This is a genomic window from Shewanella psychropiezotolerans (assembly GCF_007197555.1).
Taxonomy (GTDB): Bacteria; Pseudomonadota; Gammaproteobacteria; order Enterobacterales; family Shewanellaceae; genus Shewanella; species Shewanella psychropiezotolerans.
In genome coordinates, this window is sequence record NZ_CP041614.1 from 1102820 (window position 1) to 1128336 (window position 25517).

General features: G+C 47.9%; 20 protein-coding genes, 1 tRNA gene, 2 pseudogenes and 1 riboswitch. Of the genes and pseudogenes, 16 read left to right on the plus strand and 7 right to left on the minus strand.

Annotated elements, in window-relative coordinates; translation table 11 throughout:
- The first annotated feature begins 65 nt into the window (after positions 1 to 65).
- The 5 genes and pseudogenes from cobT to cobO all read left to right on the plus strand — a co-directional run bounded on the left by cobT (position 66) and on the right by cobO (position 5164).
- Positions 66 to 1093: pseudogene (cobT, locus tag FM037_RS04890) on the plus strand (nicotinate-nucleotide--dimethylbenzimidazole phosphoribosyltransferase).
- 57 nt (positions 1094 to 1150) lie between these two features.
- Positions 1151 to 1954, plus strand: coding sequence for an adenosylcobinamide-GDP ribazoletransferase (locus FM037_RS04895; protein WP_144045080.1), 804 nt, complete (start codon positions 1151 to 1153; stop codon positions 1952 to 1954).
- Between the two features lie 79 nt (positions 1955 to 2033).
- Positions 2034 to 2588, plus strand: coding sequence for a bifunctional adenosylcobinamide kinase/adenosylcobinamide-phosphate guanylyltransferase (cobU, locus tag FM037_RS04900; protein WP_144045081.1), 555 nt, complete (start codon positions 2034 to 2036; stop codon positions 2586 to 2588).
- A gap of 217 nt (positions 2589 to 2805) precedes the next feature.
- Entirely contained in the window at positions 2806 to 4431 is a 1626-nt protein-coding gene (locus FM037_RS04905) for a cobyric acid synthase (RefSeq protein ID WP_229381092.1), read from the plus strand.
- Between the two features lie 80 nt (positions 4432 to 4511).
- A pseudogene (gene cobO, locus FM037_RS04910) lies at positions 4512 to 5164 on the plus strand (cob(I)yrinic acid a,c-diamide adenosyltransferase).
- Between the two features lie 427 nt (positions 5165 to 5591).
- On the opposite strand, the gene FM037_RS04915 reads toward cobO, so the two are convergent.
- A tRNA-Leu gene (locus FM037_RS04915) sits at positions 5592 to 5678 on the minus strand.
- Between the two features lie 163 nt (positions 5679 to 5841).
- Here FM037_RS04915 and FM037_RS04920 point away from each other — a divergent pair.
- Both FM037_RS04920 and FM037_RS04925 read left to right on the plus strand, forming a co-directional pair.
- On the plus strand, positions 5842 to 6666 hold the full coding sequence (locus FM037_RS04920; protein WP_144045082.1) for a cobalamin-binding protein: 825 nt from the start codon (positions 5842 to 5844) through the stop codon (positions 6664 to 6666).
- A gap of 109 nt (positions 6667 to 6775) precedes the next feature.
- The gene (locus tag FM037_RS04925; protein WP_144045083.1) at positions 6776 to 7159 is read left to right on the plus strand and encodes an MAPEG family protein; all 384 of its coding nucleotides are present in this window, start codon (positions 6776 to 6778) and stop codon (positions 7157 to 7159) included.
- A 181-nt stretch (positions 7160 to 7340) separates the two neighbouring features.
- Here FM037_RS04925 and FM037_RS04930 read toward each other — a convergent pair whose 3' ends face one another.
- From FM037_RS04930 to FM037_RS04955, 6 genes are all read right to left on the minus strand, one after another.
- Positions 7341 to 7910 carry a cytochrome b gene (locus FM037_RS04930; protein WP_144045084.1) on the minus strand — a complete coding sequence of 190 codons (570 nt, stop codon included), beginning with the start codon at positions 7908 to 7910 and terminating at the stop codon, positions 7341 to 7343.
- A gap of 217 nt (positions 7911 to 8127) precedes the next feature.
- The gene (gene gbpA, locus FM037_RS04935; RefSeq protein ID WP_144045085.1) at positions 8128 to 9546 is read right to left on the minus strand and encodes an N-acetylglucosamine-binding protein GbpA; all 1419 of its coding nucleotides are present in this window, start codon (positions 9544 to 9546) and stop codon (positions 8128 to 8130) included.
- 65 nt (positions 9547 to 9611) lie between these two features.
- A riboswitch (cyclic di-GMP riboswitch) is annotated at positions 9612 to 9710 on the minus strand.
- Between the two features lie 507 nt (positions 9711 to 10217).
- Positions 10218 to 10565 (minus strand): rhodanese-like domain-containing protein, encoded by a 348-nt coding sequence (locus FM037_RS04940; protein ID WP_144045086.1) that lies wholly within the window; start codon positions 10563 to 10565, stop codon positions 10218 to 10220.
- A 37-nt stretch (positions 10566 to 10602) separates the two neighbouring features.
- The gene (locus tag FM037_RS04945; RefSeq protein WP_144045087.1) at positions 10603 to 10818 is read right to left on the minus strand and encodes a YgaP family membrane protein; all 216 of its coding nucleotides are present in this window, start codon (positions 10816 to 10818) and stop codon (positions 10603 to 10605) included.
- Positions 10819 to 10884: 66 nt separating this feature from the next.
- Positions 10885 to 14118, minus strand: coding sequence for an efflux RND transporter permease subunit (locus FM037_RS04950; protein WP_144045088.1), 3234 nt, complete (start codon positions 14116 to 14118; stop codon positions 10885 to 10887).
- Positions 14119 to 14133: 15 nt separating this feature from the next.
- A complete protein-coding gene (locus FM037_RS04955; RefSeq protein WP_185976961.1) occupies positions 14134 to 15204 on the minus strand; it encodes an efflux RND transporter periplasmic adaptor subunit in 1071 nt (356 codons plus the stop codon).
- A gap of 707 nt (positions 15205 to 15911) precedes the next feature.
- On the opposite strand from FM037_RS04955, the gene FM037_RS04960 reads away from it, so the two are divergent.
- From FM037_RS04960 to FM037_RS05000, 9 genes are all read left to right on the plus strand, one after another.
- On the plus strand, positions 15912 to 17174 hold the full coding sequence (locus FM037_RS04960; protein ID WP_144045089.1) for an efflux RND transporter periplasmic adaptor subunit: 1263 nt from the start codon (positions 15912 to 15914) through the stop codon (positions 17172 to 17174).
- 10 nt (positions 17175 to 17184) lie between these two features.
- Positions 17185 to 17511 (plus strand): hypothetical protein, encoded by a 327-nt coding sequence (locus FM037_RS04965; protein ID WP_144045090.1) that lies wholly within the window; start codon positions 17185 to 17187, stop codon positions 17509 to 17511.
- Between the two features lie 113 nt (positions 17512 to 17624).
- Complete coding sequence (locus FM037_RS04970; RefSeq protein ID WP_144045091.1) at positions 17625 to 18401, plus strand: ABC transporter ATP-binding protein; 777 nt, start codon at positions 17625 to 17627, stop codon at positions 18399 to 18401.
- A gap of 11 nt (positions 18402 to 18412) precedes the next feature.
- Entirely contained in the window at positions 18413 to 19714 is a 1302-nt protein-coding gene (locus FM037_RS04975) for an ABC transporter permease (protein WP_144045092.1), read from the plus strand.
- A gap of 34 nt (positions 19715 to 19748) precedes the next feature.
- A complete protein-coding gene (locus FM037_RS04980) occupies positions 19749 to 20960 on the plus strand; it encodes an FtsX-like permease family protein (RefSeq protein ID WP_144045093.1) in 1212 nt (403 codons plus the stop codon).
- A 340-nt stretch (positions 20961 to 21300) separates the two neighbouring features.
- Positions 21301 to 22803 (plus strand): sigma-54-dependent transcriptional regulator, encoded by a 1503-nt coding sequence (locus tag FM037_RS04985; RefSeq protein ID WP_144045094.1) that lies wholly within the window; start codon positions 21301 to 21303, stop codon positions 22801 to 22803.
- 78 nt (positions 22804 to 22881) lie between these two features.
- Positions 22882 to 24282, plus strand: coding sequence for a sensor histidine kinase (locus FM037_RS04990; protein ID WP_144045095.1), 1401 nt, complete (start codon positions 22882 to 22884; stop codon positions 24280 to 24282).
- 391 nt (positions 24283 to 24673) lie between these two features.
- Complete coding sequence (locus FM037_RS04995) at positions 24674 to 25012, plus strand: carbon starvation protein CstA (RefSeq protein WP_144045096.1); 339 nt, start codon at positions 24674 to 24676, stop codon at positions 25010 to 25012.
- Positions 25013 to 25067: 55 nt separating this feature from the next.
- On the plus strand, positions 25068 to 25487 hold the full coding sequence (locus FM037_RS05000) for a hypothetical protein (RefSeq protein ID WP_144045097.1): 420 nt from the start codon (positions 25068 to 25070) through the stop codon (positions 25485 to 25487).
- Positions 25488 to 25517 lie beyond the last annotated feature (30 nt).

The following is a 25517-nucleotide window of genomic DNA, read 5'->3' on the forward strand; positions in this document are numbered from 1 at the left end:
TTAGCCGCGAAGCTGTCTTTGCTTTTAAAAAATAATGAATAACGAAAATAAACAGGGTGTAGATAATGTTTGATATTAGTCCAGTGAGCCATGAGTTCGATGAAGAGATCCAGTATAAGATCGATAATAAGACCAAACCATTAGGTGCTCTGGGTGAACTGGAAAATATAGCCATGCAACTGGCGCGAATTTTAGATAAGGATAAGCCTGAAATCATCAAGCCTAAACTGCTGGTTTTTGCCGCTGACCATGGCATAGCAGCATCCGGAGTGTCGATAGCGCCCAGTGATGTGACCACTCAAATGGTGATGAATTTTATCAAAGGCGGCGCTGCAATCAATGTCTTCTGTCGCCAAGTTGGCTTCGAACTAGAGGTGATCGACTGCGGAATACTACAACCACTCGAAGGTGTTGAAGGTATTATCGAACAGAGATTAGGTGCGGGAACAAACCCAATTCATAAACAGCCAGCTATGACTTTAGGTGCGGTAAAGCAAGGCTTCGAGATGGCCCGTAACCGAATCGAATATCATCACCAGCAAGGGACAAATTTAATCGCCTTAGGTGAGATGGGCATAGGCAATACCTCATCGGCGGCGGCTATCATGGCCACCATCATGAATATGGAGGGGCCGAATGTGTCGGCCGCGGCACAGGTATAGACGCTGCGACCCTGAAGAGAAAGCAGCTTTTGGTTGAGCAAGCCCTGCATCTTCATGGGCCTGAATTGACCAGTCCTATGAATATTCTGGCCTGTTTAGGTGGTTTTGAGATTGTGCAGATAACAGGAGCCATGTTAGCCGCAGCGGAAAGGAAAATGTTAGTCGTGGTCGATGGGTTCATCGCTACAGCGGCTGCTATGGTTGCGGTGCAGATCAATGAAAATGTTCGTGACTATATGATCTTCGGCCATCAATCCGATGAGCGGGGACACTGCTTGATGATGGAGCACCTTCAGGCCAGACCTTTATTGACATTAAGCATGAGGTTAGGTGAAGGAACCGGTGCAGCATTGGCTTTACCTATGATCCAGGCCGCTGCTGGTTTCTACAATGAGATGGCCAGCTTCAGCGATGCAGGAATAGAGATTTAAAAACAAGGTTTCAGTTCCTAGGTTCTAGGGCCTAGGAACTTCTTTAAAGGATTATTTATGGACGTGTTACGCAGAGAACTAACGCTGTTTTTTATTGCTATGGGCTTCTTTACCCGCATTCCAATGCCGACTTGGGTCAAAGTCGATGCCGATAATCTCAATAAGGCCAGCAGGTATTTTGGTTTGGTTGGGATACTCGTTGGTGCTATCTCGGCACTGGTCTATGAGCTCAGCCTGACTGTTCTGCCAACATCTATCAGCATCATCTTAGCTATGATCGCTGGTGTGGCAGTGACAGGGGCCTTTCATGAAGATGGTCTGGCAGATACCGCCGATGGTTTTGGTGGCGGTTGGGCGGTTGCCGATAAACTGAAAATAATGAAAGACTCTCGTATCGGTACCTATGGCGCGGTAACCCTGCTGTTGTCCATGATATTAAAGTACATGTTGCTGTTGGAGCTGGCGTTATATGATCCTGAACTTGTCATTGTGGCGCTGATTCTGGGTCATTGCCTCAGCCGGGTGTTAGCCGCGAGTATTATCTTTACCGACATATATGTCAGTGATGCTTATGCTAGCGCTACTAGTGTTAGTGAAGAGAAGGGCAGCAAGAGCAAGCCATTGGCCGAAAGCCAAACCACCAATGAACTCGCTATTTTGCTGGTCACAGGTGTTCTGGCTTTATGGCTTAGTGGTCTGGGGTCAGCCATACTGATAGCAGTAAGTTTATTCCTAGCTCGCTGGTTATTAGTGACTGTTTTTCGAAGACAGATAGGCGGTTATACCGGTGACACTTTAGGCGCTGCTCAACAAGTCTCCGAGCTAGTATTTTATATACTCTTATTAGCTAGCCTAGCATGATAGAACCAGCTTTCGGTGATGTGTTCGTTAGCTGTTTAAGAGCTATTATGAGAGCTAAGAGCATCTCAGGAGGTATAACATGATTCATCTGGTACTCGGTGGGGCCCGTAGCGGTAAGACGGGTTATGCTGCCATGGCGGCAAAGACATGCAGCGAAAATGGTTATCAGTGCGTCTACATTGCCACGGCTCAGGCCTTAGATGACGAGATGAATGACAGAATTACTCGTCATAAAGCTGACCGAGAGGCTGATAGCTTGGATTGGATAACCGTCGAGACACCGTTAAATCTGGTGGAAACCCTGAGTGAATATGCCAGGAAGGATAGGGTACTCATGGTCGACTGTTTGACACTCTGGTTAACCAATCACTTGATGCTCGAAGACTCTCCGACGGTATTTACCGATTGCGATCGCAAGTGGAACGCCGAGAAGCAAGCTTTACTCTCGGCATTAACCGAATTACCCGGTGAGATCTATCTGGTCAGCAATGAAGTTGGCTGCGGCATTGTGCCCTTGGGAGAGATTAATCGCCGCTTCGTCGATGAGGCGGGTTGGCTGCATCAAGATATAGCGGCTATTGCGGATACAGTGACTAAAGTGACAGCTGGTTTACCCATGAGATTGAAGGGGTAGAAGCTAAGAAAGCTATAAGGGAAAGTTGAAGGCATTCTTCACTCTTCACTCTTCACTCCGGCATGCTTATGGCCGGAATCCAATCTATTAGCCAGTAGATTAAAATAAAGCAAACAAGGTTAGGGGTTAAGAAGGCTTGTATCCTTCATGTCTCTCAGTATTTATGGCTTCTAAAAACCTTACAGCCTGCGGCTTCATACTAAATAAAAAGAACAAGATGAATTCTAATAACACGATCGATTCAAAGATGGGCTCAGCCCGTGTGCTTATGGTGCAGGGAACCACTTCCGATGCAGGTAAGAGCACCTTAGTCGCTGGCCTGTGTCGCTTATTTGCCCGCAAGGGGAGGCGCGTTGCCCCGTTTAAACCACAGAATATGGCACTCAACAGTGCGGTAACGGCCGATGGTGGTGAGATTGGCCGTGCTCAGGCATTACAAGCGGTGGCCTGTGGTTTACCCCTGCACACAGATTTTAATCCCATCTTGCTTAAACCTAGCTCAGATACCGGTGCTCAGGTCATAGTTCAAGGCCAGGCACTGGACCAGATGGAGGCTAAGACCTTCTTCGGTCTGCATAAAGGTCAGGGTGATGGAAGTGGAGGCGAGTACCTGCCCGGTTATCGGGTCAAAGCCATGTCTGCCGTGTTGGATTCGTTTTCGCGTTTAACCCATGCCTATGAGCTGGTGATGGTAGAAGGGGCGGGTAGTCCGGCTGAGATCAACCTGCGCGAAGGTGATATCGCCAACATGGGGTTCGCCGAAGCGGTAGATTGTCCCGTGATCATCATTGCCGATATCGATAAAGGTGGTGTATTCGCCCATCTGGTGGGCACCTTAGCATTATTATCTGATACCGAGCAGGCCAGAGTCAAAGGCTTCGTTATCAACCGTTTTCGCGGCGATATAGCCCTGCTGCAATCGGGATTAGACTGGCTAGAAACGTACACCAATAAGCCTGTTCTGGGTGTGCTGCCCTATCTGCACGATCTGCATCTGGACGCCGAGGATGCGCTGACACCAGCACCCAATAAATCGACTCAGACCAGGCTCAAGGTCTTGGTGCTCGTCTTCCCGCGGATCAGTAATCATACCGATTTCGATCCTCTGCGGCTCAATCCCCATGTTGAATTTAACTATGTATCCCTGCAGATCCAAGCCGAGAGTCAATCTGAGTTTGGTGTGTTACCACCAGCGGATCTCATCATAGTGCCCGGCAGTAAAAATGTCCGTGCCGATCTGGAATTCCTAAGGAATCAAGGTTGGGACATAGGGATCAAGAAGCACCTGAGATACGGCGGCAAGCTGCTGGGGATTTGTGGTGGCTATCAGATGTTAGGCCTGCTTATCGATGATCCTAGCGGTGTCGAAGGCGAGCCCGGTGAAAGCGAAGGACTCGGGCTATTGTCTCTGGTCACTGAGCTAAAACCGCAAAAAGTCCTACGTCAGGTGACAGGTAAGCTTTCGTTACTCGGTGAGCTGACCGAGGTGAAAGGCTATGAGATCCATTGTGGCCAATCCCTGTTACTCAAAACTCAAGCCGAGGGCCAACTTCAGCCCCTGAGCTTATCTCCGGTGGAGTCAAAAGTTGAAGGTGCGTCTGCTGCAGGCTCGTTCAGTGACGGTTTACTCTCAGAAGATAGCCAAGTGTTAGGCACTTACTTGCACGGCCTGTTCGACTCACCGGATGCCTGCGCGCTATTACTTAAGTGGGCCGGTATGTCGGATGCAGAACCTGTCGACATAGATGCTATTCGTGATCAGCAGTTGAATCGTTTTGCCGATCAGTTAGAGAAAGATTTAGATATGGATAAATTAGAGCTGATCCTAAGAACTACCACCTAGGAATTAGGGGCTAGGAGCTGCTTTAGTTTGCATCGAATCTCCCGGCTAAAGCCGATCCTACATAAAAATATGGGAATAAAATGACAGATAATAACGAAAACTCGAATTCAATTGATGAAGAAAAACAGATGAGCCTGGAAGAGAGGAAAGCCCAACGTCATAAGCAGAGGCAGCAGAGAGTCAAGGAGTCTGTCGATGCCAAAATTGCTGCGGCTCAAGAAGAGAAGGGCATTCTCTTAGTGCTAACAGGTAATGGTAAAGGCAAGTCTACCTCGGGTTTGGCACGATTGCGCGCAGTGTCGGTCACGGTAAAAAGTCTGCGGTAGTGCAGTTTATCAAGGGTAACTGGGAATGTGGCGAGCGTACTCTACTCGAAGGAGCCGGGGTCGAATTTCATGTGATGGGTACCGGCTTTACCTGGGAAACCCAAGATAGAGAGAAAGATACCCAAGCCGCCGAGAGTGCCTGGACTGCTGCAGAAGCGTTACTCAAAGACGAGTCGATAGATTGCCTTATGCTTGATGAGCTGACCTATATGGTGAGCTATCACTATCTCGAAGTCGACAGAGTCATAGAGGCACTGAAGAATCGTCCGCCAATGCAGCATGTAATTATTACCGGAAGGGCGTGTCACAGGGCTATTATCGAGCTGGCGGATACAGTGAGTGAGGTTCAACCTATTAAGCATGCGTTTGATAATGGAATTAAAGCCCAACCCGGCTTCGACTACTAAAAATGGCTATTGCAGAAGTGAATTGCTGCGTTACGTCCTCGCTCACAATTCGCCTACCTAAAGGTATGTCTTCGTTGTTCGCTGTGGGGCGCCTTGCACTTCGCTTCTTCATCACGCCATTTTCTTTCTGCCTGTTTGAAATTACATTTCTTTGTGCTAACCACTGTGGCGTTATTGTCTGCCCGGCTTGCAGTTATAAAGAGTTCAGCCAATTACATAGAGCCGTCAGCTTATCTAATAAAGAGCCTTCGGCGGCTTTTGGGTAGAAAGCGCGTATGCTCAGGGGCAGGCTTTCAGTGAATGTCTTAAGAGAATTGCTTTGGATTCTTAGAGAGGATCTTGGGGGTTGCTTAGATAAATCTAGGGTGATTTTTTTGGAAGAGTTTTAGAGTGAAACGGGATAAGTACTTGGATATTAAGATAAGTTTGGTACAGATGGAGAGACTTGAACTCTCACGCCCTTACGGGCACTAGCACCTGAAGCTAGCGTGTCTACCAATTCCACCACATCTGCATTGCTTATAGTCAAGAAAATAGTTCATTAATACACCTATTTTTCAACTGCTTGCAAGACTGATAGTACTGCTCTATCTTATTGCTGTCAATCAATCTCAGAGTAATTGGTCTTGGCCTGTCATTGAATGAAATCGCTATGTGTATTTTTATAAGAGAAGGTAATGAAAACTATAAAAAGAATCGTCTTGTTATTGGCTGTTTGTCTGCCAGTATTTTCGTCTATGGCCGCGCCCGCTAAACGAGTGATTGCGCTATCGCCGCACTCGGTTGAGATGCTGTATGCGATTGGCGCCGGAGACTCAATACTCGCGACCACAGATCATGCCGACTTTCCAAAATCGGCCTTGGATATCCCTAGAATCGGTGGCTATCACGGCATTCAGATAGAGAGGGTGCTTGAGCTGGAGCCCGACTTAGTCGTGGTCTGGGGAAGTGGCAATAAGGCCGAGGATCTACAGCGCTTAAAGGACCTGGGATTTAATGTGTATAACAGCGACCCTAAGACACTGGAAGCCGTTGCCGATGAGCTAAAAGAGCTGGGAGAGTTAACTGGCCATCAAGTCGAGGCAAACAAGGTCGCCGCTGATTACCTTGCTGGGCTTGAGGCTCTGCGAAACGATAATCTGGTTAAGCCTGAGGTGAAAGTCTTCTATCAGCTCTGGTCTACTCCCTTGATGACAGTGGCTAAGAATAGCTGGATACAACAGATAATAGCTGTTTGTCATGGCGACAATGTCTATCTCGATGCGGCCAGTGATTACCCTCAGGTCAGTTTGGAGAGTGTGCTGCTGAAGATGCCGGACGTTATTCTGCAGAGTCAGGATGAAGGCAATGTTTTAGGCGTCGACTGGAGTGAGTGGCAGGAGATCCCGGCAGTTAAGAATGAGCATATTTATCAGCTCAATGCAGACCTGTTACACAGAGCTACACCGCGCGCACTTCAAGGCGTTCAAGCCCTGTGTGATGCGTTAGATAAGGCGAGATAGCCGCGAACTATGAGCTTTTATGTAGGAGCTGCTTTAGCTGCGAAGCTTTATCTGTGTTATCTCTCCCGGCTAAAGCCGGTCCTACAATTTTAATGGAACTTTGTGCCCTATGACGACTTTACTTATTTGTATGTTTATTGCCATGTTGTTGCCTTATTTGACGAAAGGGCCTGTTGCTTGGGCCATGGCTAAAGCGGGTGGCTACGATAACGCCCACCCGAGGGCGCAACAGGCCAAGCTAACTGGCTTCGGTGCTCGCGCGGTGGCGGGGCATCAAAATGCCTTCGAGTCTCTATTGATTTTTGGCTCGTCGGTAGTGGCTGTCATTGCCACCGATAGCGTTAATGAAACAGTAGTGACCTTGGCGATAATTCATGTGGTTGCACGTATCGCCTATCAGATTCTCTATTTGATCGATAAAGGGACTTTACGTTCTCTGGCTTGGTTTGTGGCTGTGTTCTGCTCCTTCGGCATTTTCTTCCAGGCGTTTTAATTGAGCATAAGCTCCAGTCAGAATCTTAAGCCATGAAACATAAGAAAAGCGATCGTTAACGATCGCTTTTCTTTGGGATAGGCTAATTACGCGATTAAAAACCTGGCTTTTGTGTATCTAGCCGATATTAATATTGAAGTTTTTCATTATTAATATCCATCCATATATGAATAACCCTTATTTAAATGGTTTTACGAAGTATAAATTTAGGTCCCAACATGCGGATGAGTACATTATTTTTTTCTATTAAATGATGTTTAAGCGCCGCAGCAATATGTACTAACATAAATATAGCTAAACAAATGCAGCTGTATCGATGAATTATAAAAAAGAAATGGTTTATTTCTGGTGTGGTTATTGGATTGGGTAATTCAAACAACCAGAAAATTTCAAAGCTATGTTCTAGCATTAAAAATCCTGATAAATAAACAATAAACATGTTTAAATACAAAGTTGAATGAACAATGTTGGCTATCTTTTTCTGTAGTAATGGGAGGCCGCTGCTTGAATCAGGCTCCTGTCTGAAGTGTGACCATATCCAGCGAAATATAAAAAGTATTGCTACCACACTGGCTAGGGATACGTTGATATCTCCAATAAATTGATAGATGACTGGATATGTCTCTTCGAGTACGAACATGGTATATCCAGCAATTGTATTATAAATAATAGTAAACGCGATCACCCAGTGAAAAAAACGAGTTAATAAGTCGTAATGAGCCTGTGTGCTTTTTAATGGTGAGCTTGTCATTGCTCTCTCCTTCAAACGAGATAAGAGTACGAAATAGATGTCAACTTCTCCGGTTTATGACAGAAGGCTATGCCACCTTCTGTATGTTCGGCACCTTCTATTAAGTGTTTTAATTGAGCATTAATTTAAATCTGACTCTTTGTCTATGAGGCATGAAAAAAGCGATCGTTAACGATCGCTTTTATTTTTGGGAGGATTGGTATTTAGTCAGTGTGAACTAGTTTACTTCATCCCAGGCATCGGAAGAGTTGCTGCCTACACCTGGCTCATACTGAGAGGCACTTTCGCTCCAGATGTTACACCAACCGCTGTATGGAAAGGCTTTACACTGATAGATTTGACCGTTTTTCGGTTGAAACACCTTAGTGCCTTCAACGTAAGAGCCTAACCCTTCAGGGAAGCTATAGTCATACTCTCCAGTGCTTGGCTCTTTGAACATGATATCGAAGTTTTCATGGACATTATCTCCGCCATTTTTGGGACTACTTATCAGTTTGAGAATATGATGGTCAGCTTGGACATTAGCCACTGGCGTAATTGCAAAACTATGGCTGGCATTGTCTTCAACCACGGCATGTTCGTAGGCCAGCGGTGCGCCGCCATGATCATATAGGGTTGCATTTACCAACATGGTATCGCCAGTTGCGCTAGCTTCGAAGTTTATTGTCACTGAGCCATCTTGGATTTCATAACTGCCCTCTACTCCTGTGATAGTGACATCATGTTCTGGTGGCAATTGTTCTATCTGAATTTCTACGCTGGTGATGTCGCTTGCCTTGCTGACAAATATCTTATTGCTGCCGTAGACTGGCACAAATTCAGCCTGAGTATTGACCTGCCCCGATTGGATTTCACTTTGCTCGGCATTGATCTTAGTGGCTAAAGCATAAGACCAGACATAGGCCTGAGTATCTTGTGTTATTTCAAGGCGTGTAGCTAAACCTGAAACTTCGCTGCCATTAGCAAATACACGGGTTCTCACCAAGTCACCAGCTTTTAAGTCGCTAGATGGGATGATAGTACCGCCATGCTTCCAACCTTCAGGTGTTTCATCATCGAAGGTGAGGTCGACAACGTTATAGAAGGCATTAGCCGTATCCGCTACATCCCAAACTGCTAGCATTATTTGGTAACCGCTACGCTCAGGAATATTACACATATGGGACAGAGCCATAGGAGGAACCTGATCGTTATAATCTACTTCACAGAACGGCTCGAGTTCGAAACTGTCTCGGGTGAGTGCCGCACTCGGGTTCCAGTTCTGTTTGGTCATGTAGTAATGAAACTTAGCGGTTCTGTGGTTGGCGGTGAAGGTCCAGTGGATCTCCATCGGGCCAGATTCAATCTCTTTCTTTACCCATCGCAAAGGGGACTGCTCATCGAGTACTTTATAGGGAGTGCCTGCACTGGCTATTTGGCTATCTGCAGGCCCAGAAGCTGGAAAACCTTTAAGTGCTTCCAGACTTTGAGAGTTTCCTCTTAGCTCATTACAGTTACTGTTTTCCGGCTGTTTATCACAAAGGTAACCTCGGGCTTCGGTCCCAGGTGTTGTGATGTACCCATGGGCGAATGCGCCTGTACTGGCAAGCAGTGTACTTGCAGCAAAGAGGCGAATTATATTTTGATTTACTGTCATAAATACTTCCAATTAATTGATAGATTTGTGAACAGTCAATTTGGCCTGAAGCGCTAACTTCAGTAAGTTGCAACCCCGCTATCTTGGATGCTAGTTAACTGACTAACATCTTTAGATCGGAAGCTTTGCGTCCTAGTCTTTCAACTAGTTTGCCAAGTGACTAATAATGGCATTCGTTTATTGAGCGGCTTGTATCTGCTTTACCGTACGAATGAACGAATGTAAGCGAGAAACTACAGTTTAAATTCAAAAAGTTAAAGCTATTTTATTTGCCTGGTTACAAAGTGTTGCATGTGAATAAATACTCTAATTTAGAGTATGTTAATGCTTGCGTTTTTTACCGTGCCATATGGGTTGCGTAATTGTTGATTTATGTTTTGGGCCATTTGCTGATGGCCCAGTCTGTAAGACATTTGGTTTATTGGTCTTTTTAGCTGTGGATAGAATTTTGACTCTTACGCTAGTATTTCGACACTGGGAGTATTTTTTGACTGGGATGATTTTTTTCATTTTCTGAGATAATTTGACTAATATTTTAATCTGTATTGTTTGCTCCGCAAAACAAGCTGGATGCAGTGTGAAAATGTGGGTCAGTCATCGAGTGGTGACCGACTCATTGGTTAGCTCGTCGATTTGATAGCCTCTATTGTTAGCGAGGCTATGATCGGCGACTAGCTATTGGCGGCGAAGACGGCATCCTGTTTACAGGTGATCGCCCACACATTCTCATATCCAAGTCTCAGCAACTGCTCCGCCGCCAGACATGCTCTGACCCCCGAGCCACAATGAATGAAGATGGCCTGTTTCTCGTCAGGATAGAGGGTGAGCATCTTCATCTCTAATACGCCACGGGGAATATGTACTGCGCTCTCTACGGCCTGTTGGGCCCGTTCGGATGTTTCACGCACATCGATTAATACGCCATTTTTACTCTGGCACATTAAGGCGGCTTGTTGCGCCGTGATGGTATTTAATGGGGCTTTCACTTCGGCCATGATGTCGGCTATGGATCTCAACATAGATTTTTCCTCTTCTCTTTACTATGGTTTAACTGGATTAAGGCTTAGCCAGGGCGCACTGAGCCTCAGTTTTCATACCCAGTTTCTTCATTAGAATAGCGACGGGGCAGAAGCCGGTAAAGGCGCTCTGAAACAAGTTGGCTCCGACGAATAGGGTGAACCAGACAAAGTGTGGGTTGACCCACACAGTTAAGGCAAGTGATATCAGTACCATGATCCCTGCGAAGGCCATGATAAAACGCTCTATTGACATATGTTCTCCTGGAAGGGAGTTAGGCTCCCCAATGTTTGACTAAAGTTACCAGCTTAAATAATGGATTTAGCTGAATTTATTCTTCATCACGGCATAATAGAGCACAGGGATCACTACCAGAGTTAACAGGGTGGATACCATGATGCCGAATATTAAACTGATGGCCAGGCCATTAAATATCGGGTCATCTATGATAAATAGGGCGCCAATCATGGCTGCCAGAGCCGTGAGCATGATAGGTTTGGCTCGCACCGCACCAGAGTGGATCACCGCTTGCTCGAAAGGAACACCGGCGGCGGTCTCTTTATTGATGAAGTCCACTAACAGGATCGAGTTTCTGACTATTATCCCGGCCAGCGCGATCATGCCTATCATGGATGGGGCGGTAAAATTAGCCCCCAGCAGTGCGTGTCCCGGCATGACGCCTATGATGGTGAGCGGTATGGGGGCCATGATGATCAAAGGCACTGTGTAAGATCTGAACTGGCCCACCACTAACAGATAGATGGCTATTATGCCTACGCCATAGGCGATCCCCATGTCGCGGAAGGTCTCATAGGTTATCTTCCATTCGCCATCCCAGAGTACCGCTACGGAATCGAGTCCCGTGGGTTGATTGATATAGTGTTGCTCGAATCCCAGCCCTTCTTTGTTATCTATCTGAGCGGCCATGTCGAACATGCCATACAGAGGACTATCATTCTCCCCGGCCATGTCGGCAACCACCATGATCATGGGGATCATATTCTTGTGGATGATGGGCGCGTCTATGACTCCTTTGTGGATAGTGATCAGCTCTGATACCGGGATGCGTATGCCATCGGCTCCCGTTAGCTTGAGATTGAGTACCTGATCGAGATCCACCTTGGCCGACTCTTTCAGCTGTAAGCGGATCGGCACAGGATATTTTTGCTTATCATCATGTAGGTAGCTCATGTCTTTTCCGCCAATGGAGGTGGCGATCAAGTCGACGATATTCTGATAGGGGACGCCTAGTATGCTGGCTCGGTTTCGGTCGATTTTTACCTGCCACTTTTGCTGTGCGGCCGGTAGGAAAATGTCGATGTCGACGACGCCATCTGTCTGTTTAAACAAGGTAAGCAGTTCGTTAGCGGCCCGCTCCCGAATCACCTCACTGGGGCCATAAACCTCGGCCACTATGGGTGACCATACCGGTGGCCCGGGCGGAACCTCAACCACCTTGATGTTGGCATGGTAGCGCTTGCCAATCTCCTGCAGAGGCCCGCGCACCGACTGAGCGATAGTGTGGCTATCACGCTCCCGGTGTTTTTTTTCCAGCAGGTTGACCTGAATGTCGCCCAGCTCCTGACTCTCCCTGAGGAAGTAGTGCCTGACCAGGCCATTGAAGTTCATCGGTGCATTCGTACCGGCGTAGAGCTGATAGTTGTCTACTTCTTCTACCGTGGCCAGATAACGTCCCAAGTCCTGCAGCACGCGCTGAGTCTGCTCGACAGGCGTGCCTTCGGGCATATCGACCATCACCTGAAACTCGGACTTATTATCCAGAGGTAACATCTTAAGGAGCACCAACTGGCCAATAGGCAGCGCGACCGCGACGCCAATTAAAACAAAGATGCCCGCCGCGAGTCCGAGTCTAGCCTTCCTCGCTCCTTTGCCCAACACAAAGGGGCCGATAAGGCGGGTGAATAACCTGAACATCAGGCCAGTGCTTTGTTGATTTTCACCGCTATTTCCTTCAGGCAAAGCGCGTTTATGTTTCAGTAGTTTATGGCTGAGCCAAGGGGTGACGATGAAGGCGATGGCCAGGGAAATCAACATGCCCATGCTGGCATTGATGGGGATTGGCGCCATATAAGGGCCCATAAGGCCGGAGACGAAGGCCATCGGCAGCAGGGCGGCGATAACGGTAAAGGTCGCCAATATGGTGGGGCTTCCTACCTCATCGACGGCCTCGGGGATAAGCTCAGTCAGGCTCTTCTTGCCCATGGCCATATGACGATGAATATTCTCAACCACGACTATGGCGTCATCTACCAGGATGCCGATGGAGAAAATCAGTGCGAACAGTGAGATGCGATTGAGCGTGAAGCCCCAGGCCCAGGAGGCGAACAAGGTGATGGCTAAAGTGATGATGATGGCCATGCCGACCACCACAGCTTCTCGTGCGCCCATGGTAATTAGCACTAAGATAACCACGGCGGCGGTGGCAAATATCAACTTAAATATTAAGGTATTGGCCTTATCTCCGGCGGTCTCACCATAGTTGCGCGTTACTGTGATCTCGACATTGTCCGGCAGCAGAATATTTTTGACTTTATCGACTCGCTGGAGAAGTTGCTCGGCGACGCCGACGGCATTCTCGCCCGCCTGCTTACCTATGGCGATAGTGACCGCGGGATACATGCCTGACTTGTCGCCATGCCAGGCGCTCTTGCTGGGGATATCGGCCTTGAGTGACAGCTCGGCGATATCGGCCAGATACACGGGAACACTCTGACCGTAATTATTTTTATAGACGGAGACGACCAGCTGTTTCACATCGTCTAAGCTACGTAGAAATTGGCCCGCCTGCACTTTAATCTCCTGGTTTCCCTGTATCAGAGAGGCGGGCATGGAGATGTGATTATTGCTCGATAATGCCTGACCTATGGCATCGAAGCTCAGGCCGTAGTAGTTCATTTTTACCGGATCGATACGCACATTGAGCACCAGCTCATGGGAGCCCAGAGTATAGATCTCGCGAGTGCCGGGAATGCGCTTGAGCTCGGTTTCCAGTCTGTGGGCTACATGAGTCAGATCTTCCGCCGACACCTGAGTGTCTTTTGACCACAAGGTTAAGCTCATGATAGGTACATCATCGATTCCTCTGGGTTTGATCATGGGCTCGCCCACACCAGCGCCCGAAGGGAGCTTATCCAGATTGGAGTAGATCTGATTGTAGAGTTTTACTATGGCCTCGTTCTTGGGGATTCCCACGTCGAAGATGGCGATGATCAAGGCACCGTCAGGCTGTGAGAAGGAGTAGAGGGTATCTATGCCTTTGATCTGTGAGATCACTTGCTCTGCAGGCAGGGTGACCAGACTCTCCACCTCTGCCGGTGTGGCACCGGGAAAGGGAATATAGACATCGGCGAAGGTGACGTCTATCTGAGGCTCCTCCTCCTTTGGGGTGACGAGTACCGCAAACAGTCCCAATAACAGGCCGAGAATGGCCAGTAAAGGTGTGATGGCGCTAAGCTGAAATACAGCGGCTATCTTGCCTGAGATGCCGAGACTCTTCGAGGAACCTGGCTCAGTTGGAATGTGTGAACTGCTCATCCTGTTGCGCTCCCCTTACTTGCTGGCTTGTTGTTCGAGTAACATCCGATAGGCGTCCAGGGCGATAACATCGCCATCATCCAGGCCGGAGAGGATCTCTGCTTTGTGGTTATCGGATACGCCGATGCGTACCTGATTAAGCACAAAACCTTGTCCCAATTTTCGATATACAGCGCTCAGCTCGCCACGCTCGATCAATGCTGATTTTGGGATCGTGATGAGCTTAATGATCCCGGAACTGAATCTGGCCTTAGCCCACATCCCCGGCATCAGATTAGGCTCGCCCTCGGGAAGCGAGATGCGCACCTGGTAGCTGTGACTGAGGGGGTCGGCGAAAGAGAAGATGGTGAGCTTATCTGAGCTGAACTCACGACCATCTTTGAGGCTGAGTTTAAACCTAGGCTGACGTTTTAACGCATCTATATATCTTTGGGGCACCTGAGTGATAGCGCGCATCTGGCTCAGTGAGAAACCAGACAGTAGAGGCTGACTCGGACTGACGGTTTCCCCTAGCTCAACATGTCTCTGGGTGACTATGCCTGAGAAGGGCGCGGACACCGTGGTATAGGTGAGTGATTCATTGGCCCGTATGATGTTGGCTTTGGCCGCAGAGACCTCTTGTTCGGCGGATGTTGCCCGGGCAATGGCCTCATCCATTTTACCCTGGGAGATGGCGCCTTGGGGGAATAGCGCTTCATAACGATTTTTTGTCTGCTGCGCCTTTGTGTTTAATGCCACTGCTCTGGCAAGCCCAGCTTCGGCGCTGGCAAGCTCTGCCCCTTGTTCCTTGCTGGTGATCTCGAGTAATGCCGCGCCCTTAGGCACAATATCGTTCACATCATAGTTGAGCCTGAGTATCCGCCCCGAGGTTTGTGCCGATACTGTAGCTGCCTTTACCGCCTCCAGTGTGGCATCGAGTTCGACCCATTTGGTTTGCTCTGTATTGGATACCCGAATCGTCTCTATGGAGTTTGAACTTGCCATCGCGGCTAGGACCGGGGTGCTGACGCCCAGGAAAATCAGGGGGAGCAAGGCTGTAATAAACACAGCCGAACTTAGGCTGGATTGATGAGAGCTAGCGGACATATCGAGTACCCAAAACTGATTGATAAAAGTTCATGAGAAAATTCTAATGGAGTTTTTTCGGGCTTGCAATCAGTTTATTAGAAAAATGCGATGGAACGCTCGATGTGGTTTGTAATGGACAGGGATGAGTGGCTGCGATGAGTGACTTAAAATTCAGTTAACGGACAAGGTGTTCACCTGTCCGCTAACAAATCGGACACAAATAATGCCCATTTGAGTAAATGATCGGACACATGCTGCTCAAATGAGCAAATAATCGGACACTTTCTCTATGTGTCCGCGGACACTTTTAGCGTCCGATTTACAACTTTTCACTCTAACTCATTGAATGTTAGCTAATGTCTATTTCTGGCACACTCCTTGTATATAGTAAGTCACTGCAAGATTGATTAATTGAAAGATAGTGATACAGCACTCACTAAACGGACAGGGATAGTAATACTAGTCCGTATAAATATACGGTCTATTCAGAGTCTCTCAGAGTTTTCAATTCAAGGCGCATTGATGAAGAAATGGTTATTCCCTTTTAAGTCAATGCAAAGTAGAAGTGGAAAGCCTGAGAGGCTCACAACGTGCGGGGTTCACAGCACTTTATGCTGCGTTGAATGCTTTAGAAATAGAATTACTATGAGCTTCAATCATCCGCCTTACCTACAGCGCTGTGAACTCCCGCTGAATGAACAGATATTTATGAGGACTAGTATAAGATGATTCAGGATACCAGCGGACAGGACACAGAGATTCAGCCAAACATGGGCAAGAAACTGAAATGGCCTTTAGTGGCCGGGGCGGCTGTGCTATTGGTTTCCGGTCTGGTTTGGTCCAGTGTTGGCGGCAGTCAGATCAGCGAGTCGATTAAACGCAGTGAACTTAGATTTGCCACCTTAGAGCTAGGCACCCTGACCAGAGACATAGCCACTACAGGTAAAATTGTCGCGGCTAACGCGCCCATCTTATATAGCACTGACCAAGGTACAGTGACACTACTGGCAAAGCCTGGCGACAGAGTCGAATTGGGTGATGTGGTGGCTACTATCGAGAGTCACAAGTTGACCAACAGCCTTAAACAACAAGAAGCCTTGTTAGAAGGCATGCTGAGCGCATTAGAAAGAGCCCGTCTCGATGCCCGTCGTGAGCAACTTAAAGCACTACAAACATTAGACATGGCCAAGGTCGACCTGGAGGCGGCGGATAGAGAGAGTCGCCGCGGTGATGAGCTAATCCAAAATAAACTCATCTCCAAAATTGATTTCGAGAAGGGCAAGGATGACCTGCATAAGGCCAAGTTGTTGTCCGCTCATGCTAAGCAGGACGCCGAGCTGATGCGAGACACCTTGGCCTTCGAGATAAAGAACAAGGAGTCGGAAGTGAATCGTCAGAAGTTAGTGGTCAGCGAGCTTGAACGTCAGGTCGGCGCGCTAAATATCAAGGCGCCCGTTGGCGGCATCATAGGTAACTGGTTAACGGAGCAAAAAGCCCGTATCGGTCAGAGCCAACCCATACTCACTGTGGTTGATTTAAGTGCCTTCGAAGCAGAGCTAGCGGTACCTGAGTCCTATGCCGACGAGTTAGGACTCGGCATGGCAGTGGAACTGAGTTTCGGCGAACTTACCCTGATTGGCGAGCTGTCATCTATCTCACCCGAGGTGAGAAATCGTGAAGTTACCGCTCGTGTCAGGTTTGAGCAAGACGAGCGTCTGCATCTGCGTCAGAACCAGCGTCTATCGGCTAGGGTGCTATTAGAAAACAGACCTAATGTCTTGATGGTGAAGCGCGGTGCATTTGTCTCAACCGGTGGCGGCAGAGAAGTCTATGCCATGAATAGCGACATCGCCGAGCAAACAGATATTCAGTTGGGGGCCCGTAGCATGAGTCATATCGAAGTATTGCAAGGCGGCAAGGCGGGGGATGTCTGGGTGATTTCCAGTATCCAGCCATTCAACAAAGCCGAGCAAGTCTTAGTACGCTAAGGAGAGCAAGATGAATAAATTAAATCAAAAAAGTGGCTTAAACATACAGAGAGTGATCACAGTGTCGGCATTATTACTCCTGCTGGTTGCCGTTCAGGTATCGACTCAGAGCATCGGCGATTGGTATGTATTTGGCCTTAACGTATTAGAGATGACGACGCCTGTTACGCCAGTATTCACTGAAGTATCAAATGTCACCACAGGCCTAAACACACACTTAGGCACAGGTATGGTCTCTGGCTTAGGCACTGACTCAGATATAGCGAATATCTTGACCGACATAGGTATTTTCACGCAGAAATTTGTCATAGGAATTATCGAGTGTGCCTTGGATTAAATCCGTAGGACCGGCTTAAGCTTGTAGAACCAAGATAACCGGGAGCATCGCGGCTAAAGCCGCTCCTACAATGAGTGATAAAGAATTAAACGATAAAAACAGGGAATATTAAAATGTTATCGATGAAAAGCATTAGTAAAGTATTTAAAACGGACTTAGTAGAGACTCATGCGTTGCGTGACTTTAATCTCGAGGTAAAAGAAGGTGAGTTTGTAGCGGTCACAGGACCATCGGGTTCAGGTAAAACTACTTTCCTTAATATTGCTGGTCTGCTGGAAGGCTTCACCCACGGGGACTACTTCCTCGATGGCGTCAATATCTCCAATTTGAGTGACAACAAGAGTGCAGCCATTCGTAACGAGAAAATAGGCTTTATCTTTCAAGGTTTTAATTTAATCCCTGACCTTAACTTAGCTGAAAATGTTGAGGTGCCTCTGCGCTATCGTGGTTTCAACGCTAAAGAACGTAAGCGCCGTGTGCAACATGCATTAGAGCAAGTGGGTCTGGCGGCACGTATGAAGCACCTGCCATCACAACTGTCCGGTGGTCAGCAGCAACGTGTGGCGATTGCCCGTGCCCTTGCCGGCGAGCCTAGATTCCTGCTTGCCGATGAGCCTACGGGTAACTTAGACAGCATGATGGCGCGTCAGGTGATGGAGTTGTTGGAAGATATCAATAAGGCTGGCACGACTATCATCATGGTGACTCATGATCCTGAGCTTGCACGCCGAGCTCAACGTAATATTCAGATTGTCGATGGTCAGGTTTGTGATTTTACTATGTATCAAGGCAGTGCAGGAGCCGAAAAGCCACACCTAGTTGCTGGGGCAGCTTCTGGTTTAGATAAAAGTGCCGATGAGTCAAAACAGACTCAACAAGTCGCTAGCTAAGGAGAGTGACCATGTTTTTCTATTATCTCGATTTAGCCTGGCGCAGCATTAAGAAGACGCCTCTGTTGTCATTGTTGATGGTACTCGCCATCTCTGTTGGCATCAGCACTACCATAACGACTCTGAATGTTTATCAGCTTATGTCTGTCAATCCTGCGGGAGAGCGTTCAGATAAGTTAATTGCAGTGCAGCTTTGGAGTCAGGGCAAGGATGCCTGGAAAGAATTTAATGCCCAAGTGACCTATCAGGATGCATTTAACTTACGTAAGAGTGATCTGCCTGTACGTCAAACGGCTATGTTCGTTACCGGTTTAGCGATACAGACAGAAGATGCTGATTTTTCTCCTCTGTTAGAGTCTGTTCGGGTGACCGATAGCGATTTCTTCGGGATGTTTTCTGTGCCTTTTCTCTATGGTGGAGCCTGGGATAAGAGTGTCGATACCGAGGCCGCTTATCAGGTGGTGATCAACGAAGAAATCAATAAGCAGTTATTCTCGGGCGAAAACAGTGTTGGTAAGACTCTGTTCTTAGACAGCAAACCGTATCAAGTTGTTGGAGTGATTAAGACCTGGAATCCCAGTCCTCAATATTACGATGTGACCACTGGGGCATTCAAAGATAGCGCCCAGCTGTTTGTACCTTTCTCTCTGGCGCCTATCGAAGAGTTTCAGAGTTGGGGCAATAATCAAAGCTGGAAGCGAGAATCCATGGATACCTATAGTGATCGCCTTAATTCTGAGATGCATTGGATACAGTTTTGGGCCGAGGTGACCGATGATAAACAGCGTGATGAATATGCCCAGTGGTTGACGCGTTATGTGGAGCAGCAACAGCTCTTGGGTCGGTTCGAGAGCCCTGAAGCGGGTGCTCAGCTTTCGAATGTTGCTCAGTGGTTGGATCTCAATGAAGTGGTTCCCGAAGACAACAAAATATTGGTTGGTCTCAGCGCGCTGTTTTTGCTGGTCTGTCTGGTGAACATGTTGGGGCTGTTACTGGCTAAATTTTTGAAACGAGCCCCGGAAGTCGGTGTTCGCCGTGCCATAGGCGCGAGCCGTAATCAGATATTTGCTCAGCACATGGTTGAAGTGGGCTTAATTGGCTTCTGTGGTGGTGTCTTGGGCTTAATCTGGGCATGGGGGTCATTGTCTATGTTGTCGGCACACTTCGATCTAGAAGAGTCTCTGACTCACCTGGATCCGAGTATGTGGATAATCGCACCGGCTATTGCCATCTGCGCCGCCTTAATTGCCGGGACTTATCCGGCCTGGCGCATCTGCTCTACGAATCCAAGTGTTCATCTTAAGAGTCAGTAAAGGCTGCCCGTGAAATTAGTAAAAGGAATTCTACATGTTACACATTAAACCTATCATCAATACCTTGATGCGCAGCAAGAGTGGCCCGATCTTATTGCTGATACAGATCATTCTTTCTGTGGCGATTGTGGCGAATGCCAGTTTCATTATCAGCGAGCGCATTGCCTTGATGGATCGTGAATCTGGGACTATGGAAGAGGAGGTGTTTGATTTTCGCCTCTACGCCTTCGATTCTGATATCGACATTGAGTCTCAGAGTCCGCGTGATATGCGAGCCATTCGTGAATTGCCTGGGGTGATAGATGCTACCATGACCAGCATGGTACCTCTGAGCGGTGGAGGCTGGTCTTCCGGCTATACCATAGGTAACAGTGAGGAAACGGCTAAGGATACTGAGAGTGCCGCTATCTATTATGGCGATGATCATATGGTCAATACTTTAGGTGTGGATCTGATCGAGGGACGTAACTTCTATGCGGCAGAAATCGTCACCGGGAGTCCGGATCTGGCGACTCATGCCATAGTGTCTAAGGCGTTTGCTAAGGCGACCTGGGGAGATGAGCCAGCCATTGGTCAGATCATGTATGCGGGAGATTTCGGTAGTCAGCCGTTGCAGGTCATAGGCGTGGTGGATAAACTTCAGGGAGCCTGGGTCAATAGCTCATATCTGGATAACAGTGTGATACTGAATGTGAGACTGGTGAACGTGTTCACTAAGGTCTTAGTCCGCGCCGAAGTTGGCACCTTAGCTCAGCTCAAAGAGGCGATTCCGGCAGTGTTACATAAAGATCAACCCAATCGTGTTATTGAAGGTTTTACCTTGATCAGCGAGCATAGAAAAAGGGTGTACCGTAATCATGAGTTGATGGCGACGGTACTGTCTATGATGGTGGTACTGCTGTTACTTATCACTTCTCTGGGATTAGCCGGTATGGTGATGTTTAATATTGAGCGACGCACCAAGCAGATAGGCACCAGACGTGCACTTGGGGCTAAGCGCAGGGACATATTGAGCCTGTTTTTAGTGGAGAACTACATCATCTGTATCGTGGGCGGCATCATAGGTGGGCTGGTGGCAGTACAGCTGGGTCAGCAATTGATGACCTTCTATAGCTTGCCTAAGCTTGAGCTTATCTATCCGATAGTGACGGTCGCCGGCTTGATGGTACTCACTACCGTAGCGGTCATCTTACCGGCAAGAAAAGCGGCTTGTATATCGCCGGCTACAGCGACCAGAAGCGTATAGCGGTCATATTACCAGCGAGAAAAGCGGTTAATATTTATCGACGGCTACAGCGACTCGGAGCGTATAGCGGTCATCTTACCGGCGAGAAAAGCGGCCAATATATATCGCCAGCTACAGCGACCAGAAGCGTATAGTCTGTCATTTAGTCTGTATCTTGATTTAACGTGTATTTAGCAGGATCTTAAACATCAGCTCCTCTGTTCGGGGAGTGCTGAAATAAGCGAAAGAGAATTAGCCTTTAATTCTCTTTCGCTTTCAGTTAGTTTGAACCTAACTTGTTGAGCTAAAACGCTTGCCACAAACGATTTTAAACTACTAAAAGAAGAACGATAAAAGCAGTATGGATACGATTCTCATCGTCGATGATAACCAGGCCGTGTGTGATGCATTGGCACTGATGTTGGAACTTCACGGGTATAAGACCCACACCTGTTTATCCCCGGAAGTGGCTCTTGAGTTGGTTAAAATCCATGATATTGCCCTAGTGATCCAGGATATGAACTTCACTCAGGACACCACCTCGGGTGAAGAAGGAAAATCACTCTTCTATGATCTGCGTCGCTTACAGCCTCAACTCCCTATCGTGTTGATCACCGCCTGGACTCAGCTGGATATTGCCGTCGAGCTGGTTAAAGAGGGCGCGGCGGATTATATGGGTAAGCCTTGGGACGATGCCAAGCTACTCAACAGTGTGGGTAACCTTATTTCACTGCATACCCTGTCCCGGGAAAATACCCAATTACAGCGTGTCGAGAGCCAACGAATGGTGGCCATCAAGGATGCGGATCTGTGTGGAATAGTGTTCGCTAGTGGTTCGATGCAGCGCAGTGTCGACCTTGCCCTGCAGATCGCTCGTTCGGATGTGTCAGTGTTGATTACTGGCCCCAATGGCGCGGGTAAAGATAAGCTTGCCGACATTATTCATGCTAACTCCCCCTTGAAGAATAAGCCTTTTATCAAGGTGAATATCGGTGCCTTGCCCATGGACTTGTTAGAGGCTGAGCTTTTCGGCGCAGAAGCCGGTGCTTTTACCGGAGCTAACAAGACCCGCATAGGCCGTTTCGAGGCGGCCGATGGCGGCACACTATTTCTGGACGAGATAGGTAACTTGTCTTTGTCGGGCCAGATTAAGCTGTTGCGCGTACTACAAACTGGTGAGTTTGAACGCTTGGGCAGTCATCAGACCCGCAAGGTCAATGTGCGCGTGCTTAGCGCCACCAATGCCGAGCTTGCCCTCGACATTCGCGAGGGACGTTTCCGTGAGGATCTCTTCTATCGTCTCAATGTTATCGAGTTGGAGTTGTCTCCCCTCAATCAGCGCCAGAATGATATCCTGCCTCTGGTTAATCACTTTATCGGCCCAGACTTCTCCCTCAATAAACAGGCTCAGAGAGTACTGGTGGCCCACACTTGGCCGGGCAATGTCAGGGAACTTGAAAATGCCTGTAAGCGCGCGGTGATCCTAGCGCCATCAAAGATACTGACCGCAGCCGATTTCGGTCTGGCCTCTGAGCCACTCGTGTCTAACCCCCTAGTTACTCAATCAGAATGGGGTATTCGTGGAAGTGAAGTCATTGAGTCTGCCCAGGACAAGCTAGTGTCGGACCCCGTACTTAAGCCAGAGTCAAAAATAGAGCCGATAGCCAAAACACCAAGGGTACAAGAATCAGGTAATGTTAGTGCCAATCCTAGTGCCTGTTCTAGCGTAAGCGTCATCGACAAGGCGAGCATACAAGCCGAGCTAGACAAGCATAAAGGCGTCATAGCGCGTGTGGCAAAATCTCTGGGACTCAGCAGGCAGGCCCTGTATCGCCGCATGGAAAAGTTTGGTATCAATAAGTAGCGGGACTCGAATATCTCGGGATTACGGATTTCGGGTGATGTTCGGGGAGATTAATCATGGATTTAATTATGTGTAGTTATGATGGGTAATTTTGCAATAACGCTGAGATCTAAGTTGATTCTGGGGGCCGTTTTGGCCTGTTTCTTGGGCTTAGTCTCGGCAGGATTGTTGTTTAACTGGCTGGGTCAGGACTATCTGGTATTGATCCTGGTGCTGTCGCTGGTGCTAGTGTGGGCGGTGAGCCATTACATGACCCGAAGTCTGGCGGACTGTTTGACGGCGCTGGAGGTGGGTCTGCTCAATTTCAAGGATAATGATTTTAGCATCAGTATTCCGGTTAAAGGAGATGAGCAACTCCGCGCCTTGGCTCGACTGTTCAATGAATCAGCACACACCCTGAGGCGGGAGCGGCAATTCATCTATCAGCGTGAGCTGTTACTCGATAAGGTGATCCAAAGCTCCCCCAACGTGATGATACTGCTCGATGATGAACAGAGGGTTATTTATGCTAATGACGCCGCCCGGCACTTGTTCAATCAAGGCGTACGCATAGAAGGCTTGACTCTGAATGAGCTGCTCGAAGGCAGTTCCCCCGAACTTATCACAGCGCTAAATAATCCCAAAGATGGCCTGTTTACCCTGGCGGCCAAGGAGCCGTTCGGTACAGATGGCCAAGGTGATACAAGCAATGAGTCCATGAATGAGGATGAGACCTGGCATCTGTCTAGGGGACGTTTCAAGCTCAATGGCCAGTTTCATCATCTGCTCTTGCTGAAACAGATGACCCATGAGCTCAATCGACAAGAGGTGGCAGTGTGGAAGAAGGTGATCCGCATCATAAGTCATGAGCTCAATAATTCGGTGGCCCCGATAGCTTCCATGGTTAACTCGGGCCGCATGATCACCAAAGATCTTAATGATCCCAAACTCAAGATGATCTTCGACACCATAGATGATCGCACCCAACACCTGAGCCAGTTTATCTTCAATTACGCCAGATTCGCCAAGCTGCCGCTGCCCAACAAGTCTATGGTTAATTGGCTGAAGATGACCGATCACCTGAGCCATCATTATAAGTTCACCTTAGATGGCGACTTACCCGAGGGCGATGGTTACTTCGACCTTATTCAGATGGAGCAAGTGCTACTGAATCTGTTGAAGAATGCTCACGAGTCGGGATCCGCTGTCGATAAGATCACCATGAGCATCACCGAGGCCAATCCCAATTCCAATCCCAGTCATGGCGTCGATGGAACGAGTGGAAATAAGGGGGTCTTCATTAGCATCTGTGATGCTGGTAGCGGCATGTCAGCCGAGGTGCTCAAGCAGGCATTATTGCCTTTTTACTCCACCAAACAATCGGGTACTGGACTGGGCTTGCCCCTGTGCCGGGAGATTTTAGAGGCCCACGATGGCCGCATCAGCCTGCATAACCGGGAAGAAGCGGGGCTCTGTGTGAAGCTTTGGTTACCCCAATAAGTTAGCAGCTTCGAATGAAGCTGGATGACATTTTCTAGTTTAGCTTCTGGCTTAGTGGGTATTGGGGGGGAGTTTTAACTTTTACCTTCATGGTTATCTATCGCTTGCAGCGGGCTTTTATGCAGATGCTTCTGCGAACCGCCGCAAGCACTTCCCTGTGGGCTCTGCCAAAACATCCTTGTTTTGGAAGCTCGCAGCCGCATCTACACTTGGGGATTTACAAGAAAGTTCGATCTTATTCGCTCCGACCTTTTTATCGCTATGTAGTGATAAAGGGATGCCTAGGAGCGATCTTATATGCACTCTTACTTTAGGAAGGGTCTGCGAGACGCTGTGAAGCATAGCGTCAAGCTAACGAACTAGAAGCAGGATGCTGATAGAGAAGGAATTTATGCGTACAATTCAGTTTTTAGGATTTATCTCAACACTTGCAGGATTGATATTGGGTTATTTACTGTTAGCACCTGTAGATTCAGAAACGACGGCATCAGCAGCTAGCGGTGTTGGTTTTGGATTAATGTTTATAGTTGCTCCGCTACTAGGCTGTTCAGCATTTCTCTTGATCCCATCTTCAATTGCTTTGATTAGTACACGTGTTCGAAATGCTAGCTACTTTACTGGTAAGTTTTGGCTTGGATTATGGGGGACTAATACTCTTATTTCATTGTCTTATATTTTTGTTATGGGATATCTGATCTACGTGTATTTCATGCCAATAGAGAGTATCTAATAAGTTTACAGATCCAGATTCTCCAAGTTTACCGCGCCATTTTATGAGGCATCCTATGATTAAGTGTTTTTTCGTTATTTTACTCTCAGTACTTGCGGGCAATGTTTTTTCTTCCGGTGTACCTGAACTGGTTGAGTTAACCCCTGATAATTCGAAGGATCTGGGATTTGAGCTTAAGGAAGCCTATTCTGGTGATGATAAGGTACGTATGGTTATTTTCACATTCCCAAAGACGACCCACGGAAATTGGGTGGCCAAAAGGGTCCAGTTAAGCCTTCTGGATAGTACTGGTGATGAAGTGATGGGGGCGTCATCTGATTATGTGGTGACTGACGAGGCACCAAGTGTAATGGCCCACTATCAACCTGGGAACTATGATATGGCCATAATGGTGCAGTACTTTTGTAAGGTGAAAGGTTGTGTCGAAGCATATAGTGTCAGATCCGTAACTCATTACCTCACTAGAAAAAAATAAACTGACGCTAAAGCATGCGCGACTTATTTA

Coding starts and splice junctions, on each gene's coding strand:
- FM037_RS04950 (WP_144045088.1), bottom strand. CDS start 14,118: ATGAGCAGTTCACACATTCCAACTGAGCCAGGTTCCTCGAAGAGTCTC.
- FM037_RS04920 (WP_144045082.1), top strand. CDS start 5,842: ATGAAAACTATAAAAAGAATCGTCTTGTTATTGGCTGTTTGTCTGCCA.
- FM037_RS04895 (WP_144045080.1), top strand. CDS start 1,151: ATGGACGTGTTACGCAGAGAACTAACGCTGTTTTTTATTGCTATGGGC.
- FM037_RS04995 (WP_144045096.1), top strand. CDS start 24,674: ATGCGTACAATTCAGTTTTTAGGATTTATCTCAACACTTGCAGGATTG.
- FM037_RS04975 (WP_144045092.1), top strand. CDS start 18,413: ATGTTTTTCTATTATCTCGATTTAGCCTGGCGCAGCATTAAGAAGACG.
- FM037_RS04940 (WP_144045086.1), bottom strand. CDS start 10,565: ATGTTGAGATCCATAGCCGACATCATGGCCGAAGTGAAAGCCCCATTA.
- FM037_RS05000 (WP_144045097.1), top strand. CDS start 25,068: ATGATTAAGTGTTTTTTCGTTATTTTACTCTCAGTACTTGCGGGCAAT.
- FM037_RS04970 (WP_144045091.1), top strand. CDS start 17,625: ATGTTATCGATGAAAAGCATTAGTAAAGTATTTAAAACGGACTTAGTA.
- FM037_RS04930 (WP_144045084.1), bottom strand. CDS start 7,910: ATGACAAGCTCACCATTAAAAAGCACACAGGCTCATTACGACTTATTA.
- FM037_RS04985 (WP_144045094.1), top strand. CDS start 21,301: ATGGATACGATTCTCATCGTCGATGATAACCAGGCCGTGTGTGATGCA.
- FM037_RS04980 (WP_144045093.1), top strand. CDS start 19,749: ATGTTACACATTAAACCTATCATCAATACCTTGATGCGCAGCAAGAGT.
- FM037_RS04905 (WP_229381092.1), top strand. CDS start 2,806: ATGAATTCTAATAACACGATCGATTCAAAGATGGGCTCAGCCCGTGTG.
- FM037_RS04955 (WP_185976961.1), bottom strand. CDS start 15,204: ATGTCCGCTAGCTCTCATCAATCCAGCCTAAGTTCGGCTGTGTTTATT.
- cobU (WP_144045081.1), top strand. CDS start 2,034: ATGATTCATCTGGTACTCGGTGGGGCCCGTAGCGGTAAGACGGGTTAT.
- FM037_RS04990 (WP_144045095.1), top strand. CDS start 22,882: ATGATGGGTAATTTTGCAATAACGCTGAGATCTAAGTTGATTCTGGGG.
- gbpA (WP_144045085.1), bottom strand. CDS start 9,546: ATGACAGTAAATCAAAATATAATTCGCCTCTTTGCTGCAAGTACACTG.
- FM037_RS04925 (WP_144045083.1), top strand. CDS start 6,776: ATGACGACTTTACTTATTTGTATGTTTATTGCCATGTTGTTGCCTTAT.
- FM037_RS04960 (WP_144045089.1), top strand. CDS start 15,912: ATGATTCAGGATACCAGCGGACAGGACACAGAGATTCAGCCAAACATG.
- FM037_RS04945 (WP_144045087.1), bottom strand. CDS start 10,818: ATGTCAATAGAGCGTTTTATCATGGCCTTCGCAGGGATCATGGTACTG.
- FM037_RS04965 (WP_144045090.1), top strand. CDS start 17,185: ATGAATAAATTAAATCAAAAAAGTGGCTTAAACATACAGAGAGTGATC.